12 protein-coding genes are annotated in these 15,755 nt (G+C 57.9%); 6 read left to right on the top strand and 6 right to left on the bottom strand.

The annotated features are described in order from the left end of the window. Positions 1-225: 225 nt before the first annotated feature. Entirely contained in the window at positions 226-1,632 is a 1,407-nt protein-coding gene (locus BUC26_RS10970) for a glycerate kinase type-2 family protein (RefSeq protein ID WP_073375971.1), read from the bottom strand. A 183-nt stretch (positions 1,633-1,815) separates the two neighbouring features. Between BUC26_RS10970 and BUC26_RS10965 the strand changes: the two genes are divergently transcribed. The 5 genes from BUC26_RS10965 to speB all read left to right on the top strand — a co-directional run bounded on the left by BUC26_RS10965 (position 1,816) and on the right by speB (position 8,481). After that, a complete protein-coding gene (locus BUC26_RS10965) occupies positions 1,816-3,075 on the top strand; it encodes a glycosyltransferase (RefSeq protein WP_161949837.1) in 1,260 nt (419 codons plus the stop codon). A 206-nt stretch (positions 3,076-3,281) separates the two neighbouring features. Further along, positions 3,282-5,183, top strand: coding sequence for a biosynthetic arginine decarboxylase (gene speA, locus BUC26_RS10960; RefSeq protein ID WP_073376107.1), 1,902 nt, complete (start codon positions 3,282-3,284; stop codon positions 5,181-5,183). Positions 5,184-5,234: 51 nt separating this feature from the next. Then, positions 5,235-6,425 carry a saccharopine dehydrogenase family protein gene (locus tag BUC26_RS10955; protein ID WP_073375968.1) on the top strand — a complete coding sequence of 397 codons (1,191 nt, stop codon included), beginning with the start codon at positions 5,235-5,237 and terminating at the stop codon, positions 6,423-6,425. Beyond that, complete coding sequence (gene nspC, locus BUC26_RS10950; RefSeq protein ID WP_073375966.1) at positions 6,425-7,591, top strand: carboxynorspermidine decarboxylase; 1,167 nt, start codon at positions 6,425-6,427, stop codon at positions 7,589-7,591. The genes BUC26_RS10955 and nspC overlap by 1 nt, the downstream gene beginning before the upstream one ends. Then, positions 7,591-8,481: an agmatinase gene (speB, locus tag BUC26_RS10945; protein ID WP_073375965.1), complete on the top strand. Its 891-nt coding sequence runs from the start codon at positions 7,591-7,593 to the stop codon at positions 8,479-8,481. The genes nspC and speB overlap by 1 nt, the downstream gene beginning before the upstream one ends. Here speB and BUC26_RS10940 read toward each other — a convergent pair. Continuing rightward, the gene (locus tag BUC26_RS10940; protein WP_073375963.1) at positions 8,474-9,895 is read right to left on the bottom strand and encodes a malonyl-CoA decarboxylase; all 1,422 of its coding nucleotides are present in this window, start codon (positions 9,893-9,895) and stop codon (positions 8,474-8,476) included. The two genes, speB and BUC26_RS10940, sit on opposite strands and share 8 nt — an antisense overlap. Before the next feature lie 309 nt (positions 9,896-10,204). Between BUC26_RS10940 and BUC26_RS10935 the strand changes: the two genes are divergently transcribed. After that, a complete protein-coding gene (locus tag BUC26_RS10935; RefSeq protein WP_073375962.1) occupies positions 10,205-11,260 on the top strand; it encodes a response regulator in 1,056 nt (351 codons plus the stop codon). Here BUC26_RS10935 and BUC26_RS10930 read toward each other — a convergent pair whose 3' ends face one another. The 4 genes from BUC26_RS10930 to BUC26_RS10915 all read right to left on the bottom strand — a co-directional run. Then, positions 11,261-12,766 carry a sensor domain-containing diguanylate cyclase gene (locus BUC26_RS10930; protein ID WP_073376105.1) on the bottom strand — a complete coding sequence of 502 codons (1,506 nt, stop codon included), beginning with the start codon at positions 12,764-12,766 and terminating at the stop codon, positions 11,261-11,263. A 25-nt stretch (positions 12,767-12,791) separates the two neighbouring features. Then, on the bottom strand, positions 12,792-13,187 hold the full coding sequence (locus tag BUC26_RS10925) for a hypothetical protein (RefSeq protein ID WP_073375960.1): 396 nt from the start codon (positions 13,185-13,187) through the stop codon (positions 12,792-12,794). Positions 13,188-13,631: 444 nt separating this feature from the next. Continuing rightward, on the bottom strand, positions 13,632-15,101 hold the full coding sequence (ilvC, locus tag BUC26_RS10920) for a ketol-acid reductoisomerase (protein ID WP_073375959.1): 1,470 nt from the start codon (positions 15,099-15,101) through the stop codon (positions 13,632-13,634). A 366-nt stretch (positions 15,102-15,467) separates the two neighbouring features. After that, positions 15,468-15,755 (bottom strand): transposase (locus BUC26_RS10915; protein ID WP_143165985.1); only part of this gene is annotated, 288 nt, incomplete at its 5' end.

Here is a 15,755-nt window from a genome sequence, read left to right as displayed (position 1 = left end):
CGGCCCTGGGCCTGAAAATCGGCGCTCCACGAATGATAAAATGCGGAAAAACCCTCGTTTGTCGATGGTAATAGACAGATCGACGACGGCTCGGTCGACAAAAAAGAAGAAATAGCCCGCGCACAGCGCCAGACAGACGGTGATCAGGAACCGGTGTCTCCATAGGTGGGATATGACCTCAGCGAGCATTACAGCACCTGTGTCGTGGAGAAATTCCCATCCGGTTCATGTTGTCGCAGCCTGGTCGGACGGTAATGAATCGATCAACGTAAGGTGTAGATCGCAGACATTGGTATTGGTCGGACCGGTCTTGAGCAGCCCGTCGCAGCCCTGGAAAAAATGATAGGAATCGTTATTTGCCAGGTAACTGGCCGGATTCAAGTTGGTTTCACTCGCTATCTCAAGGAGTTTCAGGTCGGCGAAGGCCCCCGCCGCATCGGTCGGTCCGTCGTTGCCGTCGGTGGCGGCAGCAAGAAAAGTCAGATTGCCTGCCAGCTCTGGGTGATGCGCCAGCTCCAGCAAATACGCCAAGGCCATCTCCTGGTTGCGACCACCCAGGCCATCCCCTCTGATCTGGACCACCGGTTCACCCCCCGATAGCAGACAGACCGGAGGTGCAGCAAGGATCGAACCGGCGGCGCAATCCAGGGCAATGGCCGCCAAGACCTTGGCTACCTCGCGTGCCTCGCCGACGATTCGACTGGTCAGGCGAACCGGCCGGTAACCGCGCCGCTGCGCTTCGCCGGCCGCTGCTTCAAGAGCCTGCAGATTGGTGCCGAGCAGGATATTTTCCGTCAGCGCCAACTCCGGCCGTCCCCGCTTCACCGTTTCCTCCACCTCCCCGCTCCGGCCGGCTTCAAGATAGCGACGAACGATCGGTGGCACCCGGTCAACAATAGCATATTTGTCCATGATCCCGAGTGCGTCGCCAAAACTCGTCGGGTCGGCACAGGTCATGCCGGAGGCGATGCTCGACAAAGAATCGCCGACCACGTCGGAGAGAATAAAATTGATGCTTCGAGCCGGGGCCAGCCGCGCGAGCAGGTGCCCGCCTTTGATCATCGACAGATGCTTGCGAATACAGTTTATCTCTTCGATATCGGCACCGCAGGCCAACAGCAGACTGGTGGTTCTCTGCTTGTCATCGAGCGTCAACGCCACCTCTTCACCGCCGATCACGACCCGGGCGGGCAGGGGCAGCAGCGCCGAGCCGCCACCGGAAATCAGCGAGATCACCAGGGTCTGTTCGTCGCTGTCGGCGGCAATGGCCATAATCCGCCGGGCTGCTTCCTGACCGTTGTCATCGGGAACCGGATGCCCCGCCTCGATCATGTCGATGCACTGCAATCGTTCGGTATGACCGTATTTGACGGCAATGACACCGCCGTCCAGCCGATCGCCAAGGATTCGCTCCAAGGCCAGCGCCATCGGCGCCGTCGCCTTGCCGGCCCCGATGGCGACGATACGGCGGTACGCCAACAGATCAAAACGCCGAGGGCTACCGGCAAGATCGACGCAGAGCTCGTCGCCTTCGAGCCGCACATGATCGAGCAACATCTGGTAGGGATCGACACGCCTCAGCGCCGCCTGTACAATGGCCGTTAAGTCATCCCGTCGCCGTGTCCATCCCATAACCGCCCCCTTTCCAAAAAGGTTTTTATGTTGAAACAGGCCCTTCGCGAAACGATGAGATCCATCGTTCCAGGTTTTTTTTATTCACTTCACTTTCAAAATCCCCTGCGCTACAATAAACCGCTGGTCGATCTTTGCCGACAGCCTTTCATCACCTCAGACTGTGAATGTCCGCTGATCGTCATGAACATATCCTTTTATCTGCCGTTTACCTCACTCAGCGGTATTTCGGCGAGCCAGACGGGTACCGCCGCCGATGGCGATCCGGCCTCCTGCAGTCCAACCACCGCAATCCATTCCGATCAGCATGTCCATGCCGGCTTCTCGGCCGTTGATCACGATCACGTCGTACGCAACGGCTTCGATGGGATGATGCTCTGTGATTTTCTCCGCCGCCGGCATACGCTCCATGTCGCCAGCGGCTACTGCAGCCGCCTCGCTTACCTGAAACCCTGGCAATACGTGCGGCTGGCCGGGGAGCGCCGAAAAACCATGCACCTGCTCCCTTCGACCGCACCGGATGTCTGGCTCAGCTGCCATTGCGACGAAACGGCACCGGACCTGCTTGGTCCCTATTGCAGTCAACGGCTATCGCTTCCCTATATCATCTATCAGCCTCTCCAGACAAGCACGGATCGACAGCGCCTGCCAACCTATCCGGGTTTTCTGCTCAACCGCTACGCCCTGCGGGCCGCCGATCTGATCTTTACCAATTGGCGCAGCGACCGCCAACTGCTGGGACAATTGGTTCTTCAGCAGCGGGTCTACCACCTTGCTCCCCGGATCGTCCCCGATGATTTCACCTTCGACCTGGTTTCCCGCCGGGCTCTTCGTGATCAATGGTCGACCGGCGAGCGTCGAATTGTGATGACCGCAGCAATGCTCCGGCCGGGGGCCAAAACCGTCGGCGTTCAGAAAGTCATCGACAGCTGTGCCGAATTGCACCGCCGCGGTCTCGACATCCTCCTGATCATCGCCGGCGACGGCCTGGACCGAGCCCTGCTCGAGCGGCACGGCCGCGAGAAACTGCCCGGGAACGTCATCTTCCTCGGCAAGGTTCCGCGTACCGAACTCTATCGTTATTACAGTGCCGCCGACGTCTTCGCCTTTCCCGGCATCCGGGAATCCCGCGGCATGGTCTACCTCGAAGCTCAGGCGGCCGGCCTGCCGGTCGTCGCGTTTGGTGACTGGGGTGCCGCCGATACGGTCATCCACGAAAAGACCGGTCTGCTTGCACCGGCCGTGCAGCCGAAACTGTTCACCGACTACCTTGAACGTATCCTGACCCGCCGCGACGAACGGATCGCCATGCGCGAAGCGGCCAAAATCCATATTCGCGCCAACCACGATGCAGCCGCTGGCTATCGCCTCATCGAGGAGATCGTGGCGGATCTTGTCGCCAGGCACCGCCGCGCGCACCGCCGTCTTTCCGCCGGCCGGTGACCGATTCACTGCGCACCGCCTAGGGCTGACACAACAGGCAAACCAGGCACCTCTTCTCTTGACTGCAAAGAGCTTTTTCCGTTACGATCGGCTGCCGGGCCATAGAAAATGCTTTACCTTTGTAGTGAGTATCTGTATAGAGGGCTCGTTTTTTTACAATCGCAGCGGAGGATAACCGTGCAGGGAGAGAACACGTGAAGCAGACCATGGAACGCTGGAACACCACCAAGTCGGCGGAGCTCTACGGGGTGCCGGAATGGAGCGGCGGCTATTTTTCCATCGCCGCCAACGGTGAAATGATGGTCCTGCCCGCCGGCGGCGCTGATAATCGTGCCGTCAGCATCAGCAAAGTCGCCGAGGGGGTCAAGGCGAGAGGCCTGGACATGCCGGTACTACTCCGCGTCGAAAATATCCTCGATGCCCAGATCGCAATCCTCAATGAGACCTTTCAGCAAGCCATGACCGAACTCGGCTATCGCGGCTCCTTTCTCGGGGCCTACCCGATCAAGGTCAACCAGCAGCAACAGGTCGTCGAGCAGATTACCCATTACGGTTCTCGTTACCATCACGGCCTCGAAGCCGGCAGCAAAGCCGAACTAATCGCCGCGATGGGAACCATGCGGGACCGCAAGTCGGTTCTGATCTGCAATGGCTACAAGGACGAGGAGTTTATCGATCTCGGCCTCTACGCGACCAAACTCGGCTTTACCTGCATCCTCGTCGTCGAGCGCCCGGACGAGTTACCGCTCATTCTGGAACGCTCGAAGCAGCTCGGCGCCACACCGATTCTCGGGATCAGGATCAAGCTCGCCTCCCAGGCAACCGGCCACTGGGCCGAGTCGGGCGGCGACCGGTCGATTTTCGGCCTGGACACCAATCAGGTGATTAAGGCAATCGACCTGCTCACGGCCGAGGACATGCTCGATTGTCTGCAGATGGTCCACTATCACCTCGGTTCGCAGATCTCCAATATCCGGGAGATCCGCTCCGCCGTCAGCGAGGCCTGCCGGGTCTTCATCGGTCTGGTCCGGGAAGGGGCCCGGGTCACCTATCTGGATCTCGGCGGCGGGCTGGCCGTTGACTACGACGGCTCGCAATCCAATTTCCTGTCGAGCCGCAACTACTCGATCAACGAGTACTGTACGGATATCATCGAAGCGGTGATGACCTCACTCGACGAGGAAGGTATCGACCACCCGATCATCATCACCGAGTCGGGCCGGGCCCTGGTCGCCTATTACTCGATCCTGCTCTTCAATGTGCTTGATGTCGCCAGGTTCCGGCCCGATCCGTTGCCGGAGCAGCTGCCCGAAGATTGTCCCTCGCAGATCCATTACATGATGGAGACCCTAGACGGGCTGACCATTCGCAACCTCCAGGAAAGCTTCAACGATATCCTCTTCTATCGCGACGAGGCCCGCCACCTGTTCCACCACGGAACCATCAACCTGCGCCAGCGGGCCCTGGCCGAGCAGATCTTTTGGACGACCATCGCCCGGATCGCCGAGTTGTCCAAGGAGCTCAAGCATATAACTCCGGAGCTGGCCGATTTGGATCGCGTACTTTCCGACATTTATTACTGCAATTTCAGCGTCTTTCAGTCGTTGCCCGACGCCTGGGCGATCGGCCAGCTGTTCCCGATCATGCCGATTCACCGGCTCAACGAGGAACCGACCGTCAACGCGGTACTTGCCGATATCACCTGCGATTGTGACGGCAAGATCGACCAATTCATCGACCGGCGCGGCGTCAGGCGCTATCTGCCGCTCCATGAGCTGAACAATACCGACGAGTATCTGCTTGGCGCCTTTCTCGTCGGCGCTTACCAAGAAACGCTCGGCGACCTGCATAACCTGCTCGGCGACACCAATGTGGTAACGATCCGTATCATGGACAACGGCGAGTTCGAATTCGTCAACGAGCTGGAGGGCGACACCGTCGCCGATGTCCTGTCCTATGTCGAATACGATCCGAAACACCTGTTCAACAGTTTCCGCAAGACCGCGGAGCGGGCAGTGCGGGCCGGACGGATCTCGCCGCAGGAACGCAAGGAGATCGTCCAGGCCTTCGAGGCCGGCCTGCGCGGCTATACCTATTTCGAGCGCTGAGCCTGCTCGGCGCGGCAACGAATTTTTTAAGGACAACCCCGGAGACGACACATGGCACATGTACTGATTATCGGAGCCGGCGGCGTCGGCAGCGTAGTTGCCCATAAGTGCGCCCAGGTTCCCTCCGTTTTTTCGCAGATTTCACTGGCCAGCAGGACGAAGTGTAAATGTGACGCCATCGCCGCATCGGTCATGGCACGAACCGGCATCGATATTGCCACCTTCGCGCTGGATGCCGACCGGGTCGCAGACTCGGTAGCATTGATCGATCAGCTTAAACCGGACCTGCTGCTCAACGTGGCGCTACCCTACCAGGACCTGGCGCTGATGGACGCCTGCCTGAAGACTGGTGTCGACTATCTCGACACCGCCAACTACGAGCCGCCCGACGAGGCCAAATTCGAATACAAGTGGCAGTGGGCCTATCGGCAGCCGTTCGAAAAAGCAAGCCTGACCGCTCTGCTCGGCTCCGGTTTCGACCCCGGTGTCACCAACGTCTTTTGCGCCTGGGCCCAGAAACATCATTTCGACGAGATCCACGAGCTGGACATCATCGACTGCAACGCCGGCGATCACGGCCAGCATTTCGCGACTAATTTCAACCCGGAAATAAACATCCGCGAGATCACCCAGCGCGGCCGCTACTGGGAACACGGCGAGTGGGTCGAAACCGATCCGCTGTCCTGGTCGATGACCTATGATTTCCCCGAGGGTATCGGCCCGAAGAAATGCTTTCTAATGTATCACGAGGAGTTGGAGTCACTGGTGCTGCACCTCAAGGGGCTGAAGCGGGCACGTTTCTGGATGACCTTTTCCGAGCAGTACCTGACCCATCTACGGGTCCTGGAAAACGTCGGCATGACCCGGATCGACCCGGTCGATTATAATGGCACGCCGGTCGTGCCGCTGCAGTTTCTCAAGGCGGTGCTGCCGGAGCCGGCCTCGCTCGGTCCGCTGACCACCGGTCGCACCTGCATCGGCTGCCTGCTCAAGGGCATCAAGGACGGCCGGCAGAAGCAACTCTATATCTATAATATCTGCAACCACGAGGATGCCTACCGAGAAGTGGGCTCCCAGGCGATCAGCTATACCACCGGAGTGCCGGCGATGATCGGGGCGATGATGATGCTGACCGGCGCCTGGAAACGGCCCGGCGTCTGGCATATGGAACAATTCGACCCGGACCCCTTTATGGCGGCCCTCAACCAACACGGCCTGCCCTGGCAGGCCATTGAACCCTGATGAACAGCAGCGGCGTTTCATTCGACCCGGAACAGGTACACACCCCGGCCTTTGTCGTTGACGAAGGGTTGCTGCGCCGCAACCTGGCGATTCTCGATAACATCAAACAGCGCACCGGGTGCCGAATTCTGCTGGCTTTGAAATGTTTTGCCATGTTCAGCGTCTTTCCGCTCTTGCGCACCGTTTTGGACGGCACCTGTGCCAGTTCCCCGCACGAGGCGCGACTCGGCCGAGAAGAATTCGGCGGCGAGGTTCATACCTTCGCGGCCGCCTATTCGCCAGATGACATCGAAGAACTGGCTGCCACCACCGATCACCTGGTCTTCAATTCGTTCAACCAGCTGGCCCGTTTCCGCACACCGGCCCTGGACCGGGCCGCTGCACTGGGACGACGGCTGGCACTGGGACTGCGCATCAACCCGGAGCACTCGGAGGGGGCCGTCGCCCTCTACGATCCCTGCGCTCCCGGTTCACGGCTCGGTATCCGCGCCGGTGATTTCCGCCACGACGAACTGGAGGGGATTTCCGGGCTGCACTGGCACAATCTCTGCGAGCAGAATGCCGATTGTCTGGAGCGGACTATCGCTGCCGTCGAACGATCATTTTCTTCGGTATTACCGCATCTCGACTATGTCAATTTCGGCGGCGGTCACCATATCACCAGAAGCGACTACGATCGGCACCTGCTCGTGCGGTTGATCAACGATTTTCAGGATCGCTGGGGAGTCCGCGTCTTCCTGGAGCCGGGCGAAGCGGTAGCGCTTCAGAGCGGTTTCCTGGTGACCACCGTCCTTGATATCGTACCGGCCGATATCGATATCGCCATCATCGACGCCTCGGTACCGGCCCATATGCCCGATGTTCTGGAAATGCCCTATCGACCGCTAATCGTCGGCTCCGGCAGGCTGGGCGAGAAAGCCTATACCTGCCGGATCGGCGGACTGTCCTGTCTGGCTGGCGATGTTGCCGGGGAGTACTCGTTCGATCGACCGCTAGTAGTCGGGCAGAAACTGGTGTTCACCGACATGGCTATCTATACCATGGTCAAGACCACGACCTTCAACGGGGTACGGCTCCCTTCGATAATCCGCTATGAACCGGAAACGAAGAGCCTGCAGGTGGTGCGTGAATTCGGCTATGAAGACTTCAAGGGGAGGCTGTCCTGATGGCCGGCACCGAGCTTCCCGGCTTCCTCGCTTCCGAACTGGCGAGCAGCGCGGCCGCCGACTCATTGTTTCATGTTATTCCGGTGCCGCTGGAGCAGAGCGTCTCCTACGGGGCCGGTACCGGTAACGGACCCGCGGCCATCCTTACGGCATCGCAGCAGCTCGAGGCCTTCGATGGGATTTCCCAGCCGCTCGATCTGGGCATCCATACCACGGCCGCTATCGATTGCCGCACCACCGTCGAATCGGTGCTGGCCCGGATCGCCGAGCGCTGCAGCATCGCTCTGGCCGATGGCCGTCTGCCGGTACTGCTCGGAGGGGAACATACGGTAACCCTCGGAGCCCTGCAGGCCGTAACAAAACACCACGCCGCACCGGTCGGTCTCTTCCAGCTCGATGCCCATGCCGATCTGCGCGACCGCTACGAGGGCAGTCGCTATAGTCACGCCTGCGTCGCCCGGCGCGCCCACGAAGATCTCGGCATGGTGCTCTTCCAATTCGGTGTACGCGCCCGTTGCCTAGAAGAAGAGCGCTACCGGCGGGAGCACCACATCGCCGGCCTTGACGCCGTAACGCTGCACCGAAAGGGTCTGGCAGCCCTGCACCTCCCCGCTGACTTCCCCGAAACGATCTACCTCAGTCTTGATGTCGACGGCCTCGACCCCTCGGTAATTCGTGCCACCGGCACCCCGGTGCCGGGCGGACCAGGCTGGTACGATACGCTGGCGGCCATAGAGATAGCCATCCGCGGCCGCCGTGTTGCCGGTTTTGATGTGGTGGAATTGGCTCCCCGGGCCGACGATCACGCATCGAGTTTTGCCGCCGCCCAGCTCGTCTACGCAGTAATGGGCATGATCGAACGAAATCGTCCGGCGAATCCGGCTACTTGACCAGCTTTTTCACCGGCGCGGCGGCCGAGATATGTCCCTGGCTGCTGTAGGCCTCGTGATGCTTCTCGATCGAAGTCAGGTCATAGAGATAATTGACCATCATCCCGGCCGACTCCCGAACCCCCCGGTCTGAACGGTTGGCAGCCCAATTGATCTGCCTGATCTGGGCGCCGTTGGTCAGGTGAAAGTGGGCGACCCGGTCCCAGGCCTGCCGCCCCCGCTTGGCCGTCAGCAGATATCGAGCGCAAAGCTGCAACAGTGCTTGCTGCAGGTGCTGGCCCCGCTGTTTCTCGCCCGGCCCGGCGGTGCTCTGTTCCGGCAGGAGCAGTCGGCTGAAACAGTCGACGTCGATCGGCTCGGCCCGCAGGCAGGCCACTGCCTCACTATCCACATCGACCAGTTCCGGAACTTCTTCCTGCTGCCTGAGCCAGTCGATAAAACCGGGAATCGGTGACAGTGTGGAAAAGGTCTTCAGATTTGGCAGCTTGCTCGTCAGGTCGGCAACTACCCGTTTGATCAGAAAATTGCCGAAACTGACTCCGGCCAGTCCGGCCTGGCAATTGGAAATGGAATAGAAGATCGCCGTATCGGCCCCAGCCGGGTCGCCGGCTGGGGCTCGCTCGTCGAGCAATTGGTGAATGCTGGTCGAGATGCCGTTGACCAGCGCCACTTCGACGAAAATGAGCGGTTCATGAGGCATATGCGGGTGAAAGAAGGCATAACAGCAGCGATCACCTTCAAGCCTGTTTTTCAGGTCCTGCCAGGAAGTAATCTCGTGCACCGCTTCATACCGGATTAGTTTTTCCAGCAATGCCGCAGAGGTATTCCAGGTAATTCGCTGCAGCTCGAGGAAGCCGATATCGAACCACGAGCCAAGGAGGCGGCAGATGTCCCGGTCAAGGGCCCGCAGTTCCCGGCTTTCCCGGGCCCAACCGATCAACTCGGCGCGCAGGTCGACCAGGAATTTGACGCCGCCCTGCAGACCGTTGAATTGGCGCAGGAGTCTGATCCGCGGCGGCTCCAGAACATCACGCAGCCCGGCTGCAGCCTGCTGTCGGGCAATAGCATCCTGCGCTAGACGCCACTCGCCAATGGCCGTCTCCAGCGACTCGTTGTCCACGTCATAGGAAGCGGCAAGCAGTTCAAGAAACCGGCGCCGACCGGTAATGCCGAGAACCGCATAGGTCTCGCCAAGTTCAGCGGCCCGAGCCCGGGCCGATACCTCACCACCCTCACCGGCCAGGCAGGCGTCGATTTTGGCACGAACCTTGGAAAGATCAGCGGCCGGCAGATCGGTACCGACAACATCTTTCAAAGCGGCCGGATCACCGAGAGGCCAGAATTCCCTAATTCTTCTCAGTGTCCGGTCCCACAGAGGTTCCCGTGGCTCCGTTGTTGTTTCCTTATCGTTCATGGCTTCTCCCCATCGTCAACGTCAATCAGTCGCGATCCCCCTTCGTTTCGCTCCTCTTGTGCAAGGGTATACTGATTACGAGAATAATTGCAAGCAGCATCGACCGAGCGCTCACTTGCAGTCGCTCGACACCGTCCATCAATTGGAAATCAGGTCATTTCACCGCAACAGAGCGATCCGCCGACCAGAGTAGTGCGAGCCGGCCACTAATCCGTTGAAAACCGCCGACGGCGCAAGCAATCAATTGAGTTTTGCCGGCAAAGCATGTTTAATACAGACGGTAATCAACTTTTCACCGTGGATGCCCCGATGGAACAAACCACACCGCTCCCGCCGAGCCAGTCGAAGCTGCTGATTGTCGATGACGACGACCAGGTGCGCACCCTCATTTCCGTTATCGTCGAGAGCGAGGGCTATCGATTCCGCACCGCCGACAATGCCGAAGCAGCGCTGGAGCTGCTGAAAGAGGAGCCGTTTGACCTGGTGATCAGCGATATCAACATGACCGGCATGACTGGTGTCGAGCTGCTCGACACCTGCCAAAAAACCTACCAGGACCTCGCTTTTATCATGGTCACCGGAGTCGACGACCGGACCACGGCCATTGAGACCCTGCACATGGGGGCCTACGGGTATGTCACCAAACCTTTCCAGGCCAATGAGTTGATCATCAATATTACCAATGCCTTGCGTCGAAGACGATTGGAAATCGAAAACCGGCGACACCGGGAAGAGTTGGAACTGCTCGTTGAAGAGCGCACCTTCGAACTCGACAAATCGCGGGAAGAGACCATTTTAATCCTTTCCAAGGCAGCGGAGTTCAGGGATAACGAGACCGCCAAGCACACGGTACGAATGGGTAAGTTCTGCGAGACTCTGGCCCGTCTGATGGGGCTGCCGGAATCGTTGTGCAAGACACTGAAGGTATCGGCGCCGCTGCACGATGTCGGTAAAATCGGCATCTCCGATACAATCCTGCTGAAACCGGGGAAACTGAGCATCGAGGAATTCGAAGTTATCAAGACCCATTGCGAGATCGGCCACCGTATTTTATCGGAGTCAACCTCGTCGATCCTGCAGATCGGCGCCGAAATCGCGCTGACCCACCACGAAAAATTCGACGGCAGCGGCTATCCACGTGGTCTTCGGGGCGAGGGAATCCCCGTTATCGGCCGCATAGCGGCGATCTGCGACGTCTTTGACGCACTGACCAGTGAACGGGTCTACAAGTCCGCCTCATCGGTCGACGAGGCTCTGGAGATCATCAAGCAGAGCAGCGGCAGCCATTTCGACCCGGATATTGTCACCGTCTTCATCGGCAATATCGATCTTCTTCTGTCGATCAGGGCCGGTTTGGCCGACTGATCACCCCGCAGCCGCCAGAACCGAAACTCGGTTTCCACCTTCTCTTTTACTGGTATACATCGCCTGATCCGCCCGGGTGATCATCGAGTCCAGGTCGTCTCCCTGGACATACTCGGTGATGCCGCACGAAATGGTAATCTCTTTCCGCGGGTCATCCATCCTCGTTCCGACTCCGGCCAAGTCGGCAGTGACAACGGCATCGACCAGTCGCCGGGCGACCATGACGGCTTCCGCAGTTCCAAGCCCGGTCAGGACAACGAATTCATCCCCGCCCCAGCGGGCAACCACGTCGATTGGCCGAACCGTCCCGGCGCTGATATCGGCAACCTGGCGCAGTACCATATCTCCGGACATATGTCCAAGGACGTCGTTGACTTTTTTAAAGCCATCGAGATCGACCAGGATCAGCGAAAAGGGATGTCGAGACCGCTGCTGTACCGAAAGGAACCGGGAAAATTCGATCTCCAGCATGCGCCTGTTGGCAACACCGGTCAACGCATCAATGGTGGCCATTACCTCCAGGCGAGCCTGAAAATGGTTGATGGTGAACAGCGTCAACCCGATTATGAACAGCGAGGCGACCAGACCGACCAGCACGGTGCGCAGCAGATTCATCCGCGCCTCATGCAAGGCGGCCGTCTCGTTTTGCTCGACGAACAACAGCCAGTTCAATTGACCGATATGGCGAACGGTCAACAGAATGGTCTCCCCCTGCCGGGAAAAGCGGAAGTTTTGCGGCTCTTCCCCGGTTGCCAGGATCTTGCCGGCCAGCGGAGCAAGGCCCGGCAGCGTGGAGATGGACTTCTTTTCGATGAGCGCCTGATCCTGGTGCACCTGAATCAGGCCGGCCCTGTCAGTCAGGTAGATGGCGCGGTCGTAGATGTGTTGATACTCGGCGATCAATGCGGCGAGCCGCTGGATCTGCAGGCCGACCCCGGTCACACCGAGCAGACCGCCGTCCCGACCGGCCACCCGATAGTTGATAAAAACGGTCAGGTTATTCGCCGCGGCCTCGTCGTTGTCGACATCGAGCTCATAGTCCTTGTTTCGATCCCGAAACGAGTAATACCAGACGTCGTGAGCGTCTTCGGGACTGACCACTTTATGGAAACCGTTGAAATGATAGTAGTTGCCTGTCTTCTCGGAAACAAAGAATACCGAAAAAAAGTCGTAGCGATCGCGAATCCCCCTTAAATAGCGAGTAATCAAATCGACATCGCGTTCACCGCTTTCAACCCATTCTTTGAGGAAGCTATCCACCGCCATGCTGGAAGCAACAAGAATCGGACGACTCAGTTCAGCAGCGAGGTCGGAATAGATATTGTCCCGGGTCAGCGGCAAATCCTTCTGAACAATTTCCCGGCGAATCGCGGAACTGGTAATGGCATAATTGATCAAACTCGTGCCGACGAACGCGGTAACCAGGATAACGGTCAGGGCCAGGAGCAGCCTGTTACGGGCTGAAAACCTCTCAACCGGGAAGGCTCCCCTGAGTTTGGCCGTCATGGTCATGTCGGAGACCGGCGGGCGCTCAGCGGCGACTGAGGCAGAGGTGTTCCAGCGCCGGGCCGACTTTCTTCCAATCGACGCACGGCCGGGAAAATCCTGACGGCCTGATCAGCGGGCAGCCGAAAGCGGCATCGTCGACATAGATATCGGCATACGCCTTCGGGCTTGATGTCCAGCTTTGCTGGTCCGGGTTGGTGTTGACCCCATGAAGTTCAATGCCCTGATCCTGTAGATAACGGACCGCGTCGAGCAGCGTGTCACCGGCAATGCCCTGTTCGGAACGCATCGTAAAGAGTATGATTTTCGCTCCGCAGGCCTGTAGCCGCTTCAGCCAGGTCACGGCCTCGGGCACGGGTTTGCCCAGCTCCGGATAACGATGATCAACGATGGTTCCGTCAAAATCGACACAGATAATCATTGCTCATCCCGCTTTCAGCTCCTTGTTACGGGGAGCTTGAAAAATTCTGAATTTCGTTCAAGATCGAGGCGCGCAAGAAAATTTTACCGCAGGCATATACATGATATTCCGAGGATAAAATTTGATTGCGCAACGATGAGATTGGACGAAATGACAATTTTTCAAGCTTCCCTTATGTCAGCACAGAAATCGGCTGGCCCGGTCCGGCCGACAACGATTTTTAACAGGAGAGCAGTGTAGCAGAGATATCCCCGGGAATGCAAACACGATCTGCGGGCTGCTGCGCTGCGGCCTGATCGACAGGGCGAAGAACCAGGATCGACGTTGCTCGTGAACGGAGGACGGGTTCAAACCTATACCACCGTAGGTTGAGATAAAAAACAGGCCCCTCGGATACCCTCGTAGGGGCCTGCACTACGGCAGAAAGCATGAACCGCCAGAGGGTTAGAACATCGGCTTCATCGCTCCCATATAGCCGCGCAGCTCGGCACCGATCGCCTCGACCTCGGTATAGCGGATGGCCTCGTTGACATCGATCAGGTCGAGATTGTCGACCCCGCAATCATCGAGCTCGAGCCCTCTGCCGATCACATCGGTATCGATGCCTTTCATGAAATCGGCCAGCAGCGGCACCGCCGAATTGGCGAACAGATAACAGCCGTACTCGGCGGTATCAGAGATGACAACGTTCATTTCGTACAGTTTTTTGCGGGCAATCAAGTTGGCGATCAGCGGTACTTCATGAAGCGACTCGTAATACGCCGACTCCGGCTTGATACCGGTGGCCACCATGGTGTCGAAGGCCAACTCGACACCGGCCTTGACGAAGGCAACGAGCAGAATGCCGTGATCAAAGTACTCCTGCTCCGGGATATCGCCGCTCATCGACTCGGCCCGCTCAAACGGCGTCTCACCCGACGCTTTGCGCCAAGCCAGCAGGTCGGCGTCATCGTTGGCCCAGTCTTCCATCATGGTGCGAGAAAACGCCCCGGACATGATATCATCCATATGCTTTTCGAAGAGCGGGGTCATGATATTTTTCAGCTCTTCGGAAAGGATGTGGGCCTTGATCTTCGCCGGGTTGGACAACCGGTCCAGCATATTGGTGATACCACCATGCTTGAGCGCCTCGGTAACCATCTCCCAACCGTATTGTACGAGTTTTGAGGCATAGCCGGCATCGATCCCCTGCTCGATCATCTTGTCGTAGCAGAGCAGGGAACCGGCCTGCAGCAGGCCGCAGAGAATGGTCTGTTCGCCCATCAGGTCCGATTTGACCTCGGCGATGAACGATGACTGCAGAACACCTGCCCGGTCGCCGCCGGTGCCGCAGGCATATGCTTTGGCCAATTCGAGGCCGTCACCGTTAGGATCGTTTTCCCGATGCACCGCAATCAGAGTCGGAATACCGAACCCGCGGACATACTCCTGTCGAAGTTCGGTGCCAGGTCCTTTCGGGGCCACCATGATCACCGTCAGATCCGGGCGGACCTGCATCCCCTCCTCGACGATATTGAACCCGTGCGAATAGGAGAGACAGGCTCCTTGTTTCATCAGCGGCATGATCGTGCTGACGACACCGGTATGCTGTTTGTCCGGCGTCAGGTTGGCCACCAGATCTGCCTGCGGAATCAATTGTTCATAGGTGCCGACGACAAAGCCGTGCTCGGTGGCGTTTTTCCAGGACTGCCGTTGCTCCTTGATAGCCGCCTCGCGCAACGCATAGGAAACATCGAGCCCGGAATCACGCAAATTGAGCCCCTGATTGAGGCCCTGCGCGCCACAGCCGACAATGACGATTTTTTTGCCGCGCAGCGCTTCGACACCGTCGAATTCATCACTGTCCATGAACCGGCATTGCGCTAATTCCTCGATCTGCAATCTGAGCGGTAGCGAGTTAAAATAGTTGCCCATGACCTTTCTCCTTGTAACGTGGTTTCGTAAGTGTTTTCCTGTGAACCGGCTCTCTTGACGCTGTCCGCCAGGCATCGAACCGGGTTGTTGGAACTGCACCGCGGGCTCGCCTACCGATACGATTCCATTGCCTCACACTCGCTTCCGACGACTTCGCTCAGCGCATCTGCAGGTACTTGAATGCACATAACTTACTGAAATTACAATGTCAGATGGTGTCGATGTCCGGGAAGCTTGAAGGAAATTTTGAATTTTCAAGGGTCCCATCTGTTTTCAACGAATGCAATCATTCCCATATAGGCGGATTCATTTGTTGCGTCAAGTGATTTGTTCGTGATATTGTATTGCATCACTAGTGTCCGATTGTTAATCGAATAAATTCAGTTGCTTATTGGGGCACCTGGTCTCTTGATTGTAATCTCTTTCAGTAACTAATTGATAAAACGGTACTTTCTCGAAAACGTTGACGCTCAAAATCTGTAAAATTGTGTAGAGACTTTCTTGCAAGTCGAACTGCTTTTTCATGATAGCGACCAGCACGTATACTGAGACCGCAATCCAGATTTGTGATTTTACTGCGTTCTCCGATGTACCGAAAAAGCTCTTTATTCTGAGGTGTTGCTTGATCCATTTGAAAAACAGTTCGATTTGCCA

The organism is Desulfofustis glycolicus DSM 9705 (assembly GCF_900130015.1).
In the GTDB taxonomy this organism is placed as follows: Bacteria; Desulfobacterota; Desulfobulbia; order Desulfobulbales; family Desulfocapsaceae; genus Desulfofustis; species Desulfofustis glycolicus.
Note: the sequence above shows the minus strand (reverse complement) of the source record. Positions and strands in the feature narration are given on the sequence as shown.